This window comes from Leisingera sp. SA32, assembly GCF_056033425.1.
The window spans coordinates 151101-163614 of sequence record NZ_JBVYHB010000001.1; the positions used below are offsets into that span (position 1 = coordinate 151101).

The window sequence follows — 12514 nt, forward strand, 5'->3', positions numbered from 1 at the left end:
TGTGCAGCAGATCAAGAATGTCTGGGCAGAAATGGATATGCGGAAGCGTCTGATTGTCGTGGGGGCCACGGTCATCATGTTTCTCAGCGTCATCGCCATGTCCCATGTGGCAAGCAAGCCAACAATGACACTGCTTTACGCCGGGCTGGAAAGCGGCACGGCCGGAGATGTGGTGCGCTCGCTGGAACAGCGCGGCACCCAATATGAAGTACGCGGCGGCTCGATCTACGTGCCGTCGGTGCAACGCGACGAACTTCGCATGACCCTGGCCAGCGAAGGCCTGCCCGCGAATGGCGGCAAAGGGTACGAACTACTTGATTCTCTTAGCGGTTTTGGGACGACATCACAGATGTTCGACGCCGCTTACTGGCGCGCCAAGGAAGGCGAACTGGCCCGCACCATCGTGGCCAGCCCGCATGTCAGCCAGGCGCGCGTGCATCTGGCCAACACCGGGTCGAATCCCTTTCAGCGCACGGTCGAACCCACCGCTTCGGTGTCGATCGTGCCGATGGGCTCTCCGATCACCCCGCCACAGGCCAACGCGATTCGCTTTCTGGTGGCCTCTGCGGTCACCGGCCTGGCTGTGGACAATGTCGCCGTCATCGACGCGAATGGCGCGCTGATCGGATCCCCCGACGCCGCCGCAGCGGCCGGTGCAGGCACAGATGACCGCTCCCAGACGATTCGGGATCGGGTGCTGCGCCTGGTCGAAGCGCGCGTCGGACAGGGCAATGCCGTGGTCGAAGTCAGCGTCGAGACCGTCACCGACACCGAATCGATCCGCGAAAAGCGCGTTGACCCCAAAAGCCGGGTTGCCGTCAGCACCGATGTCGAAGAACGCGCCGACTCGTCCACCAACCAATCCGGCGAAGTCACCGTTGCCTCCAACATTCCAGACGGTGATGCGGCCTCCGGCCAGGGGTCCAAGGCAAACACGAGCGCGACCCGTGAACGGATCAACTATGAAATCTCGGAAACCGAGAAGGAAATCGTGCGCGGCCCCGGGGCGATCAAGCGCCTGACGGTCGCGGTTCTGGTCAACGGTGCCACGGTCACCAATGACGAGGGTCAAACCGTCTTCGAACCCCGTCCCGAAGACGAACTGAACGCCATGCGCGAGCTGATCTCCGCAGCCGTCGGCTTTGATGCGGACCGCGGTGATGTCATCACGCTCAAGTCGATGGACCTGCCCGCCATCGAACCCCAGGGCGCGGTGGCAACCAGCTCCTTCATGGACAACCTCTATTTCGACGCGATGTCGCTGATCCAGATCGCAGCGCTGGCGATCGTCAGCCTGATCCTGGGGCTGTTCGTGGTCCGCCCGATCCTGTCCGGCCAGCCTTCGGCGGCGTCGGCAGCACTGGAAGGACCCGATCCGAATGCCTTGCCGGCCTTGCCCGGCATGGGCGGCGGCGGCTTCATGACACCGCCCGATATGGGGGCTGACCTGGCGCTGGATGGCGAGATTGAAAACAACGAAACCGGCCAGTTTGAACCGATGGGTGATCTGCCCGCCATGGGCACCGCTGGTGACATGATGGGCGCCGCTGGCTTCCCCGCACTGGGCGGCGGTAACAGCGGTGACCCGGTTGACCGACTGCGCAGCATGATCGGCGAGCGGCAGGAAGAAACCGTTCAGATCCTGCGCGGCTGGCTGGAAGAAAATGAGGAGCGTGCCTGATGACCATTGCGCATCTTTTGGAAAACTTTGGAATCGACACCACGGCAGAGCCTGCGCTGCCAACCGTGCCCGAAGAGCTGGCCGAGGAGCAGCGCCTGGCCTCCTTTGAGAGCGGCTACAGCGCCGGGTGGGATGATGCCGTCACCGCCAAAGACAAGGAAAGCAACCGTATCTCGACGGAGTTGGCCAGCTCGCTGGAGGATCTCAACTTCACCTATCACGAGGCGCAAAACCAGCTGCTCGAATCGCTGGACCCGATGTTCAAGGTGCTCACCAGCGCCATTCTGCCCGACGCCATGGCCGCGTCCTTTGGCCACCACATCGTTGACCAGCTGAGCGAAATGGCCAAGGGACAGACCGATCAGCCGATGCAGATCGTGGTCTCACCCGGCGAAAGCACCCCGGTGCGCAACCTGCTGCCGCAGAATTTCTCGGTACCGGTCGCGGTGAAGGAGGACAGCGTCCTCTCCGCCGGCCAGGCCTATCTGCGGGTGGGGTCCACCGAGTGCGAAATCAACTGCGATGCGCTGCTCGAATCGATCCAGGACTCGATCGAAGCCTTTACCTATCACGCAAAAGAGGACAGCCAATATGGATGACGCTGCCGATCTCAACATGAAATCCGCCGACGCCGGCAATCCCTTTGTCTCCGTTCCGGTCGAAGTCACCGTCTCGGTCGGCAAGGCCCGGCCCTTGATCCGCGATCTGGTCAGCCTCGGCGAAAATGCGGTTCTGACGCTGGACAAACGGGTCGAAGACCCGGTTGATCTTTACGTCGGGGACCGGCTGGTCGCGCGCGGCCAGCTCGAAGAACTGGAGGGCGACCAGGCAGGCCAGCTTGCAGTCCGCCTGACAGAGATTGCCGATCTGCAAAGCGGGCTGGGATGACACACACGACCTTTGTGCGGGCGGCACTGGTGGCAGCGATCCTGCTCGCCATGCCGCAGACCGCCCTGGCTCAAGAATTGAGCCTTTCGCTGGCAGACGGCGAGTCGATTTCGGCGCGTTCGATCCAGTTGATCCTTCTGATTACCGTGCTCAGCCTGGCCCCCGGCCTGCTGATCATGATCACCTGTTTCCCGTTTCTGGTGACGGTTCTGTCGATCCTGCGTCAGGGTCTGGGGCTGCAACAGGCGCCGCCCAACATGATGATGATCAGCCTGGCGCTGTTCCTGACTTACTTTGTGATGGAACCGGTGTTCACCGAGGCCTGGGAAACCGGAATAGGCCCGTTGCTGGAAGAGCGTCTGGAACCCGGCGAGGCCATCACCCGCAGCCTGGAACCTTTCCGCGGGTTCATGGCCAATCGGCTGGATCCGGACACGTTTTACGCCATTGCAGATCTGCGCCCGGCGTCCCAGGGCATTGACCCCACGGCCGAGGCACCGCTGTCAGCGCTGATTCCCAGCTTCATGCTGTCGGAAATCGCCCGCGCTTTTCAGATCGGCTTTCTGGTGTTCCTGCCCTTCCTGGTGATTGACCTGGTGGTCGCTGCGATCCTGATGTCGATGGGCATGATGATGGTGCCGCCGGCCATCGTCTCGCTGCCATTCAAACTGGCATTCTTTGTGGTTGCCGACGGCTGGAGCTTGATCGCAAGCGCCCTTGTGCGCAGCTACTACCCCTGAACCAACTGACAAGAAGCGACGGAAAACCGGGTATCCAATACCCGGTTTTTTTGTGCCCGCACGGCTGAGCGGCACAGGGGGGGGGGCGGGTGCACCAGCCCTGTGGTCCGGTTGTCCACCGCATGACTTCATGCGTGTGACCAGTCATCGCCTGCCTCGGCTTATACAAATGCCCGCCGCTGGTGGCCTTCGTGTCCGACGGCCGGTCCGGCCATTGGACAGGTGCCACTGAGGCACATTCTGCCCGGTGACGACATGCCACGCGACGCCAGAAAGCTGTACCACACGGGCGCACCACAGCGCGACTGCGGTTGCGGACCATACCCCGCCCAGGCTGTTTTACCGCTTTGAACGGTGGTGCTGCCGCACAAAAAAGCCCCGGCTGCGATATGCAGAACCGGGGCTTTTGGGTTGGCGTCAGGCAAACACTCAGCGGACGACAAACTCCGCGTGCAGCGCTCCGGCGGCCTTCAGGCTCTTGAGGATGTCGATCATGTCACGCGGCGACACGCCCAGCGCATTCAGTCCGGATACGACCTCAGACAGAGAGGTGGTTTCCGGCACTTCGGCCAGCTGGATGCCCTCTTCCTCCTCGATGGCGGCGCCGGTGCGTGGCACTACAACCGTTTCGCCATCGGCAAAGGGGTTGGGTTGCACAACCAACGGTGTTTCCTCGATCCGCAGCGTCAGGTTGCCCTGGGCCACCGCAACCCGGGAGATCCGCACGTCGCTGCCCATGACGATGGTGCCCGACCGCTGATCAACCACCACCCGCGCCTTGCGCTGCGGCTCCACCAGGATGTTTTCGATCCGCCCGACAGCATGGGCCGTCGAACGGGTGTTGGTACGCTTGATGTCGACCTCGACCGTGCCGGAATCCCGCATCATGGCCACGTCGCGACCAAACTCATTGTTGATTGCCCGCTCAATCCGACCCGCGGTGGTGAAATCCGGTTCGCGCAGCGCCAGCCGCATGGAGCTGAGCGAGGCGAGATCGAACTCGATCTCCCGTTCAACCCGCGCCCCGGAGGGAATCACACCGGCCGTCGGCACCCCTTGGGTCACTGTTGCCGCCGCGCCTTCGGCCACGGCACCACCGGCCAGGATGGTGCCCTGCGCCACGGCGTATATCTGCCCATCTGCCGCATTCAGCGGTGTCATGATCAGCGTGCCACCCAGCAGGCTCTTGGAATCGCCGATGGCTGACACGGTGACGTCGATGGTGCTGCCAACGCGGGCAAAAGGCGGCAATGTCGAGGTGACGAAGACCGCGGCCACGTTCTTGGGGCGGAACTGCTCGCCGGTCACGTTGACCCCGAGCCGTTCCAGAATGTTCGACATGATTTCCTCAGTGAAGGGCGAGTTGCGCAGCCCGTCGCCGGTGCCGTCCAGCCCCACCACCAGGCCATAGCCGACCAGGTCATTGCCCCGAACCCCGTCGAATTCGACCAGATCCTTGAGCCGGATGGTATTGGCCTGCGCCAATGCGGGCAGCAGCAGCAGGCAGCTGAGAAGAACGCGAAAAAAGACCATCATGAGATATACTTCAGCAGGGACAGCTGGGAGCTGCGCGCGGTGATCGTGTAAAGACCTTCCAATTGCGTCTGCGCTTCCTCCAGCCGGGTGTAGGTTTCATAAGGATCGGCAGACACCAGGTTGTTCTTGACGATACTCAGGCTGGTCTTGGAGGCCTCGTTTCGGGTGTTGACCGCTTCCAGCTGGCCTTCGATGAAGCCAACATCCGCCTGCAGCTTGACCAGCCGGTCTTCGCTTTCGGTCAGCTCGGTGCTGGCCTCGATGACGAGGTCGATGCGCACGTCATCACTCAGCCCCAGGGCCGGCTCGTCGGCCAGAGCGGTAATGACATAGCTTTGCAGCGTGTGCTTCAGGTTATCATCATTGGCGCGGATCCCCATGGAGACCTGCTGCCCCTCACCCACCGTGACCGGCTGCAAATCCGTGAAGGAACCGCGATACATGACGCTGTCGAACCCGGCCGGATCGGCGAACCAATCCTTGACCTCCTGAATGATGTCGGCACTGGTTGTCAGTCCCGACACCTCGGTCAGGATGCTCGCCATCAAGGTGCTCGCACCATTCAGCGGCTTCGTGTCAGTGGCGGTACCGGCAAAGATCGTGCGGCCGCCGACCTCTGAGTTGATGAGGTTGATGGCACTGGACATGCGTTGCTTGGCCTGACCGCCAAACTGCATGGCATTGTCGATATCCATCGCCGGTGACAGTCGCAGCACGTCGTTGCGCAGCGCCTGCACCTGGTGCTGCACCGTCGACAGGCTGTTCTGAGTGGCCGTTGCGAACAGCTGAACCTCGCCGTTGGCCACCATGTAGCTGTCGAGCCGGTCCAACGTGTTTTCGAGATCCGCCAGATAGGTGAAATCGCCGCCCAGCCGTTCGGTCAGATTCGCGGACTTGCCGGTAGAAAACTCGTCCGACAGAGTGGCGACGGTATTTTTCAGCTCGGTGTTGCGGCTGCGCAGGAAGAGATGCTGCGCCATGTCTCCAAAAGAATTCAAAATCATGCATCACATCCTAATCAGCGTATCCATAAGTTCATCGATCACAGAGATCATCCGCGCATTGGCAGCGTAGTATTTCTCCACCAGCATCAGGCTCTGCAGCTCCGCATCGGTATCCACGCCCAGCGCCAGCTCGGCTTGGCTCATCTCGTTGAAACTGGTGGCCGCGAATGTCGATGTGCGCGCGGCAGTCTCGTTGTCCTGCGCAAACCGAGACAGCAGGTTCGCCGTCAGTGTCGAGGCCGACATGTTTGACGTCCCCAGACCGACCGAGGAAACGCTGCGGGTTTCGGCCAAAGCATCCGTGTAGGATTGCAGCAGGCTGGAATCGCCCGGATCGCCCGTCGTGGCCGCATAGAGCCCGTCCCGGAACCGCCAGGTCTCGCCAGTGCCGCCCAGGGACACCAAATCGTTCAGCTCGATCCGGTTGGCAATGCCGACCGTATTCGCCGGATCAAAGAAGCTGCCGTCGTCCGTGAAAATCCCCGCATCTCCAGCGCCGATGGTGGCGTCCAGTGCCGGATCCTGGAAACGTTCGATCAGGTCCTTGGCCGTGGCGTCCAGATCCTCTTGCGCGTCCACAGCGGTCACGTCTCGGATCTCGAACTGCGCGGTCAGCGTCCCGCCCCGCAAGGGCCCGTCGGCGCTGGTGTCGATCGCCTTTCCGTTGACCTCCAGACCGGAAATCATGCCGTTGCCTTGGGTCATGTGCGGCATGATATCGCGAGTGCGGCTGAAGCTCAGCTCGGAGGCTTTGCCGTCCAGCAGCATGATCCCGCCGGTGGAATACAGCGACACCTGACCATTGTCCCGACGCACCACGTTGACCGGGATAATCTCGTTCACCTGGTCAATCAGCTGATCGCGCTGATCGTGCATTGACGCGACGTCCATGCCGCCGGCCTCGACCACCATGATGCGCGCGTTCAGTTTTTCTATGTCTTTCAGCGCCTGGTTGACGGTGTCCACCTGATTGCCGATCGCGCTATCCGCATTGATGCGCAGATCACGCAGGCCCTCGGCGGTGCGCGAAATCGATTCCGCCAGCGTGTTGGCCCTCACCGACAGATCGTTGAGTCGCGGTTGCGAGTCCGGTCTGGACACGACTTCAATCAGAGACGACTGGAATTCGGACATGTGTGAGGCCAGCGACATCTCATCATCGACAGTTCCCACCAGGTCGGACATGCGCTGGAAGAAATCCGTCTGCGCCTTGGCCGCTCCGTATTCGGCCTCAGCGACGCGGCGGTTGGCCATGATGACCGGATCGGTGATGCGTTGCACATTCCCGATCCGGACACCTGATACGCCGACACCAGGGCTGTTCACGTCCAGAACCCGGCGCGAATAGCCGGGGGTGAGGGCATTGGACAGGTTCTCAGAGACCACTTGCGAGGAACGACCTGCCGCAGTCAGCCCGCTCATCGCGCTGTTAAGGGCGGAGTAAATAGACATGTTCAGCCTGCTTTCGTGAAACCGGGGTCAGGGAACATCAAGCGCGTTAGCGCTTGATGTTAGTGGTTTCCTGCAACATTTCATCGACCGTCTGGATGACCTTGGCGTTCGACGAATAGGCCCGCTGGGTCTGGATCATATTCGTCAGCTCAGTTGCCACGTCGACGGCGGATTCTTCCTGGGCATAGCTCAGGATTTCGCCGGTCGGCCCGTCGCCTGCATCCCACAGGTAGAAATCGCCAGCCTCATCGGTTGGCACATAGGTCTGGGAGTCCAGGGCAAGCATGCCATTGATGTTGGAAACATCCGCCAGCGGCACCTTGTAGATCACGCGGGTGTCGCCGGAGTCATATTTGGCAATGACTTCGCCGCTTTCATTGACTTCGGCAGAGACGAAGGACCCGACGGGTGTACCGTCTTTTTCAGTGGTGCCGGGCACAAAGTTCTCACCCAGCTGGCTCATTCCGTTCTGCTCGCCGATGACGCCGATGTTGATTTCTACCGGCCCGCCAGCCACGTTGATGGTCACCGACCCGGCCGTCGCATCGTAGGCGCCGCCGGTCGTGGTGGCCACGCTTTGCAGAGTGCCGGCCGTGGATGCGCTGTCGTCAAAGACCATCGTGTATTCACCGATCACCGCACCACCACTCGCAGAATCGGCGATTTGCATCGTCCATTCATTGCTTCCGGTTGTCGCCGGCGCGACGGCAACGGTCGGCGTGTAGGTGATCGTCAGCTCCTCGGCGCGGCCCATGCTGTCATAGTAGCGCACCACCTGCTCTTCCGGCGTGCCGGCTGCGCCGACATCGGTGGCCGAGGCCGGCAGGTTTGCGGTCAGGCTGATCTCGGTTGTCGGCTCTGCCGACAGCCGGTTCAGGTCAATCAGGATCGGCTCCAGAGAATCACTGCTGTCGCGGGCCGCATTTGTCACGCTGCCATCGGCATTGGCCGGCCACCCCATCAGCGCCAGTCCCGACTCGGTGGTCAGATAGCCGTTGGAGTCGGTCCGGAACGACCCAGTGGTGGTCAGCATCATCGATGTGTTGCCACCCGCCTCGATATCGGTGACAGAGGCCACCGGCAGCATGCCACGGCCGCGCACTGCCAGGTCAGTGGCATTGCTGGTGGTGACCAACGGTCCGCGCTCGTCGATCAGACGCACATTGGTCGTGCGCACACCACCCGCCGCATATGTTCCGCCGGAACCTGCGTTCACCATGGAATGGAAGTCGGTTTGCACCCGCTTGTACCCGCGAGTCGAGGAGTTGGCGATATTATCCGAGATGGAGGCCAACCGGCTGGCGTTGGCACTCAATCCAGAGACACCCGCGTTCAGCGACGAAGAAATGGTCATAGCGCGCCTTTCTGCTGCATCTAATCATTCTGATGCAACAGCTAGCGCATGAGCGATTAACGGGCGGCTAACAGAACCAAGATGAGTGGTCCGTCAGCCGCCATAGCCAGTGAATCCAGCCGGTTAGTCGCGCAGAAGTATGATTTCAATTCGATCGTTGCGGGCGGCCATCGGGTTCGCCACCGCCAGATCACGGTCCGCATGGCCCGTCACCCGGTCAATTCGCCGGGCCGTCAGCCCACCTGATTCGAGCAACCGACGGGTCTGATCGGCTCGCGAATGCGACAATTCCCAGACAGGACTGTTGGCCAGAACAACAGGATGCGACCGGATATGGCCGCCCACCGCGATATCGCTGCCAGTACCGCCGGCAACCCGCGCGATCATCCGCACCAGGTCGCGAAACAGTGGCGTCGGCTCGGCATTGCCGTCACCGAACAATGGCACATCCTCGGTTGCGAACAACTCGACGATCAGCCCTTCGTCCGTCACACGCGTCACGATATGGCGCGCCATCGCGATGGAGATCATGCTCTCGCCGCCGCGCCCCGACAATTCTTCCTCGATGGCCCGGAACTTGCTGTCCTCGGCATCCCGCTTGTCGCTGGCATCGATGCCGGTATCACCCTGTGCCCGCTGGGCATCCATGGGATTGATATCGGTCGCACCGGTACCGGACTGCGGCTGGATGTCCTCGGTGAACATGCTGTCACCTTGGAACGCCCCGTTGCCGCCGCCGGAGACCCGGCTCAGCGGGATCGACGGAGAGAAGTAATCCGCCAGACCCTTGCGTTGTTTTTCTGTCGTCGCATTCAGGAGCCACATCAACATGAAGAAGGCCATCATCGCGGTCACGAAGTCGGCATAAGCCACCTTCCACGCACCACCGTGATGGCCATCGCCACCACTGACTTTTTTCTTCTTGATGATAATGGGCGCCACATTGCTTTGTGCGCTCATATCCACCACCACTATTTTCACCCAACACCGGAATAGCAGCCAGGCTGTTAAATGGGGCTTAACAATTAAACTTGCCGGCAGTTCCTGATGACAGGTGTGCAGCGCACCCAAGGCGCCTGTTTCGCCGGGCCAAGCGGACGCGTGGCACTGGCAACGCCCGCAACCGCACTGCGCCCACGGGCGCAGTGCCAGTCCCAACTGTGAACGGGCATTCCACGAATGCCTTTGAACAGGCGGGAGCCCCCCGCATCAGGTCAGGACGCCCGGCTGTAGCGCGCGCCATCCGGCATATGGGCGTCGAACTGACTAGCGATGATCCGTGTCAGCGGCCGCCCCTGCGGCAGAATTTCCAGGGCGTCGCCGGTCAACTGTACCAGATCGCCAAAGCGCGCTGACAGGGTCTTCAGCGTCCCGTCCAATTCCGCTGTTGCGACGCCAAAGCGCCGCAACAATTCGGCCCGGTCCAGCCGAAAATCGCACATCAGCATCTCAATCGCACTGCCGCGCATCAGGTCATCCGGGCTCAGCACATGCCCGCGCGTGCCGCCCAGCTCGCCCGCTTCGATCCGCTGCACATAGGCAGGCGTCATCGCCGCGTTCTGGACATAGCCGCTCGGGAACCGCGATATGGACGAGGCGCCAAATCCGATCAGCGTCGGACAGGTGTCATCTGTATAGCCCTGAAAATTCCGCCGCAGGCGACCGTTGCGCGCGGCCCATGCCAGGCTGTCCGTCGGCTTGGCAAAGTGGTCGATGCCAATCGTTTCATAGCCCGCGGCGCCAAATCGTTCCGCCGCCAACCCGGCCAGCCGGAACCGCGCTGGATCATTCGGCAGGGTGTCCTCCTTGATCAGCTTCTGCCGTTTGGCCATCCAGGGTACATGCGCATAGCCAAACAACGCCAGCCGGTCGGGATCGAGGCTCAGCACCTTATCCACCGTATCCGCCATGCGGGACAGGCTCTGATGCGGCAGGCCGTATACCAAGTCCGCATTCAGCGAGCCTATGCCCGCCGCCCGCAGATCCGCGACACAGGCCCGCGTCACCTCAAACGGCTGCGTACGACCAATGGCCTGTTGCACCAGCGGGTCGAAATCCTGGATGCCAAGGCTGACGCGGTTCATCCCCTCTGCCGCCAGTGCCGCAATCTTATCGCTGTCCACCAGCGTCGGGTCGATCTCGACCGAGAACTCCCAATCCGCGGTCTGGGGAAACACCGCCTTTACCGCCTGCGCCAGGCGGTGGATCATCGGCGGTGTCAGGATCGTCGGCGTGCCGCCGCCCCAGTGCATCCGGCCCATGGTCAGCCCCTTTGGCAGCAGCCGCGCGACCTGTTGCAGCTCCTTCACCAAAGTCTCCAGATAGCTTTCAACGGGACTCAGTGTCTGGGTGCCCTGGGTACGGCACGCGCAAAACCAGCACAGCCGTTCACAAAACGGGATGTGCACATAGACCGAAACCGGCACGCCCGGGTCCAGATCCTGAAGGGCACGCGCCTGTTCGGCCGCACCGATTTCAGCCGAGAAAACCGGCGCGGTGGGATAAGAGGTGTAGCGGGGCACCCGGCTGTCAAACAGCCCAAGGGCTTGGAGGCGGTCAATCTGTTTCATGTCTGCTCTATGCGCCATCCGGGCCGCGCCAACTTTGCGCAGGATCAAACCGCCCGGATCTGGTCCGCATTTCCTGCGAGCAATCGTGCCTGGAGCAACCCACTGGTTTAAATCGCGAATACCCGCTCTTTGGTGGGGCGGAACTTTTCTTGCACCGGCTGTCATTTTCCGTTTGACGCCCCCGGCATTGCGCCTTATACGCGCCGTCACGACACCTGCCCAGGTGGCGGAATTGGTAGACGCGCTAGCTTCAGGTGCTAGTGTCCGTATGGACGTGGAGGTTCGAGTCCTCTCCTGGGCACCATTTACCCGACATTTCAGCCTTCGACAGCCCAAGGCACCGCTTTGGCTGCGCCCCATGTGCTGTGCGTCGGCGTGGGCGTCGCCCTGTATCTTCGCCACTTGCGCCAAGACTGGACAGGGTTTAAACGAGCGTCATCCACGCTGCCGTCACGGCGCGCGGACAGGAAGAATGCCGGTGTAGCTCAGCTGGTAGAGCACGTCATTCGTAATGATGGGGTCGTAGGTTCGAGTCCTATCACCGGCACCATTCTTCCGCTGCCGCTGCCGTATAATTCCCGCAACCGTTCTGCTAGACGCTGACCCCCTGTAGCGCCACGTCGCGTGAAAGCTCGGCCTTGGTTCCGCTGTGCATCACCGCGCCGCGCCGCAGGATCACCAGACGGTCAGCCAGCGCATAGGCGAAATCGAAATACTGCTCGACCAGCACGATCGCCATGCCGCCGCTGGCGCGCAGGTGGCGGATCACCTCGCCGATCTGCTGGATGATGTTGGGCTGGATGCCCTCCGTCGGCTCGTCCAGCAACAAGAGGCGCGGCTTGGTAATCAACGCCCGTGCAATCGCCAGCTGCTGCTGCTGACCGCCTGACAGATCCCCGCCGCGGCGATTCTCCATTTTCTTCAGCACCGGAAACAGCTCGAAAGTCTCGTCCGCGATGAAATGTTCGGCGGCGGGCAAACAGGAAAACCCGGTCTCCAGATTCTCGCGCACCGTCAGCAGCGGAAAGATCTCGCGACCCTGCGGCACATAGGCGACGCCTTTCCACGCCATCCGGTGCGCCGGCAAAACGCCCAAGCGCTCGCCGCCCAGCTCCAGACTGCCACCAGAGCGCGGATGCGCGCCCGAGATCGCCTTCATCAGGCTGGTCTTGCCGACGCCATTGGTGCCCATCACGCAAGTTACCTCGCCCTCGCGGGCCTCCATCGAAATCCCGTTGAGGATTTGCGAATGCCCGTAGTGCAGGGTCAGATCGGTCAGTTTCAGCATC

Annotated in this window: 11 protein-coding genes and 2 tRNA genes; 6 read left to right on the forward strand and 7 right to left on the reverse strand. The window is 61.7% G+C overall.

Features of this window, described 5'->3' with window-relative positions; translation table 11 throughout:
* Nucleotide 1 precedes the first annotated feature (1 nt).
* From fliF to fliP, 4 genes are read left to right on the forward strand one after another with little or no spacing between them, the layout of a single operon-like run.
* Nucleotides 2-1681: a flagellar basal-body MS-ring/collar protein FliF gene (fliF, locus tag AC0IPL_RS00750; protein WP_474271236.1), complete on the forward strand. Its 1680-nt coding sequence runs from the start codon at nt 2-4 to the stop codon at nt 1679-1681.
* Nucleotides 1681-2280 (forward strand): FliH/SctL family protein, encoded by a 600-nt coding sequence (locus AC0IPL_RS00755; protein WP_474271238.1) that lies wholly within the window; start codon nt 1681-1683, stop codon nt 2278-2280. The genes fliF and AC0IPL_RS00755 overlap by 1 nt, the downstream gene beginning before the upstream one ends.
* Nucleotides 2273-2569 carry a FliM/FliN family flagellar motor switch protein gene (locus AC0IPL_RS00760; RefSeq protein WP_474271239.1) on the forward strand — a complete coding sequence of 99 codons (297 nt, stop codon included), beginning with the start codon at nt 2273-2275 and terminating at the stop codon, nt 2567-2569. The genes AC0IPL_RS00755 and AC0IPL_RS00760 overlap by 8 nt, the downstream gene beginning before the upstream one ends.
* Nucleotides 2566-3309 carry a flagellar type III secretion system pore protein FliP gene (gene fliP / locus AC0IPL_RS00765; protein WP_474271241.1) on the forward strand — a complete coding sequence of 248 codons (744 nt, stop codon included), beginning with the start codon at nt 2566-2568 and terminating at the stop codon, nt 3307-3309. The genes AC0IPL_RS00760 and fliP overlap by 4 nt, the downstream gene beginning before the upstream one ends.
* A 429-nt stretch (nt 3310-3738) precedes the next feature.
* Here the strand turns inward: fliP and AC0IPL_RS00770 are convergent, their stop codons facing one another.
* The 6 genes from AC0IPL_RS00770 to hemN all read right to left on the reverse strand — a co-directional run bounded on the left by AC0IPL_RS00770 (nt 3739) and on the right by hemN (nt 11225).
* Nucleotides 3739-4845, reverse strand: coding sequence for a flagellar basal body P-ring protein FlgI (locus AC0IPL_RS00770; RefSeq protein WP_474271243.1), 1107 nt, complete (start codon nt 4843-4845; stop codon nt 3739-3741).
* Entirely contained in the window at nt 4842-5849 is a 1008-nt protein-coding gene (locus AC0IPL_RS00775; protein WP_474271245.1) for a flagellin, read from the reverse strand. Before AC0IPL_RS00775 ends, AC0IPL_RS00770 begins: the two co-directional genes overlap by 4 nt.
* 3 nt (nt 5850-5852) lie before the next feature.
* Nucleotides 5853-7301, reverse strand: a complete 1449-nt coding sequence (flgK, locus tag AC0IPL_RS00780; RefSeq protein ID WP_474271246.1) for a flagellar hook-associated protein FlgK — start codon at nt 7299-7301, stop codon at nt 5853-5855.
* 46 nt (nt 7302-7347) lie between these two features.
* A complete protein-coding gene (locus AC0IPL_RS00785; protein WP_474271248.1) occupies nt 7348-8655 on the reverse strand; it encodes a flagellar hook protein FlgE in 1308 nt (435 codons plus the stop codon).
* Between the two features lie 123 nt (nt 8656-8778).
* Nucleotides 8779-9615 (reverse strand): flagellar motor protein MotB, encoded by an 837-nt coding sequence (locus AC0IPL_RS00790; protein ID WP_474271941.1) that lies wholly within the window; start codon nt 9613-9615, stop codon nt 8779-8781.
* A gap of 254 nt (nt 9616-9869) precedes the next feature.
* Complete coding sequence (gene hemN / locus AC0IPL_RS00795; protein ID WP_474271249.1) at nt 9870-11225, reverse strand: oxygen-independent coproporphyrinogen III oxidase; 1356 nt, start codon at nt 11223-11225, stop codon at nt 9870-9872.
* A gap of 217 nt (nt 11226-11442) precedes the next feature.
* Between hemN and AC0IPL_RS00800 the strand changes: the two genes are divergently transcribed.
* Nucleotides 11443-11529: transfer RNA gene (locus AC0IPL_RS00800), tRNA-Leu, on the forward strand.
* Nucleotides 11530-11699: 170 nt separating this feature from the next.
* Nucleotides 11700-11775, forward strand: a tRNA-Thr gene (locus AC0IPL_RS00805).
* A gap of 42 nt (nt 11776-11817) precedes the next feature.
* On the opposite strand, the gene urtE is transcribed toward AC0IPL_RS00805, so the two are convergent.
* Nucleotides 11818-12513, reverse strand: coding sequence for an urea ABC transporter ATP-binding subunit UrtE (urtE, locus tag AC0IPL_RS00810; protein ID WP_474271251.1), 696 nt, complete (start codon nt 12511-12513; stop codon nt 11818-11820).
* Nucleotide 12514: the final 1 nt, after the last annotated feature.

Bases quoted from the DNA above. Each gene is read 5' to 3' on its own strand.
- AC0IPL_RS00755 (WP_474271238.1), top strand. From the start codon at position 1,681: ATGACCATTGCGCATCTTTTGGAAAACTTTGGAATCGACACCACGGCA.
- AC0IPL_RS00760 (WP_474271239.1), top strand. From the start codon at position 2,273: ATGGATGACGCTGCCGATCTCAACATGAAATCCGCCGACGCCGGCAAT.
- fliP (WP_474271241.1), top strand. From the start codon at position 2,566: ATGACACACACGACCTTTGTGCGGGCGGCACTGGTGGCAGCGATCCTG.
- AC0IPL_RS00770 (WP_474271243.1), bottom strand. From the start codon at position 4,845: ATGATGGTCTTTTTTCGCGTTCTTCTCAGCTGCCTGCTGCTGCTGCCC.
- AC0IPL_RS00775 (WP_474271245.1), bottom strand. From the start codon at position 5,849: ATGATTTTGAATTCTTTTGGAGACATGGCGCAGCATCTCTTCCTGCGC.
- flgK (WP_474271246.1), bottom strand. From the start codon at position 7,301: ATGTCTATTTACTCCGCCCTTAACAGCGCGATGAGCGGGCTGACTGCG.
- AC0IPL_RS00785 (WP_474271248.1), bottom strand. From the start codon at position 8,655: ATGACCATTTCTTCGTCGCTGAACGCGGGTGTCTCTGGATTGAGTGCC.
- AC0IPL_RS00790 (WP_474271941.1), bottom strand. From the start codon at position 9,615: ATGAGCGCACAAAGCAATGTGGCGCCCATTATCATCAAGAAGAAAAAA.
- hemN (WP_474271249.1), bottom strand. From the start codon at position 11,225: ATGAAACAGATTGACCGCCTCCAAGCCCTTGGGCTGTTTGACAGCCGG.
- urtE (WP_474271251.1), bottom strand. From the start codon at position 12,513: ATGCTGAAACTGACCGATCTGACCCTGCACTACGGGCATTCGCAAATC.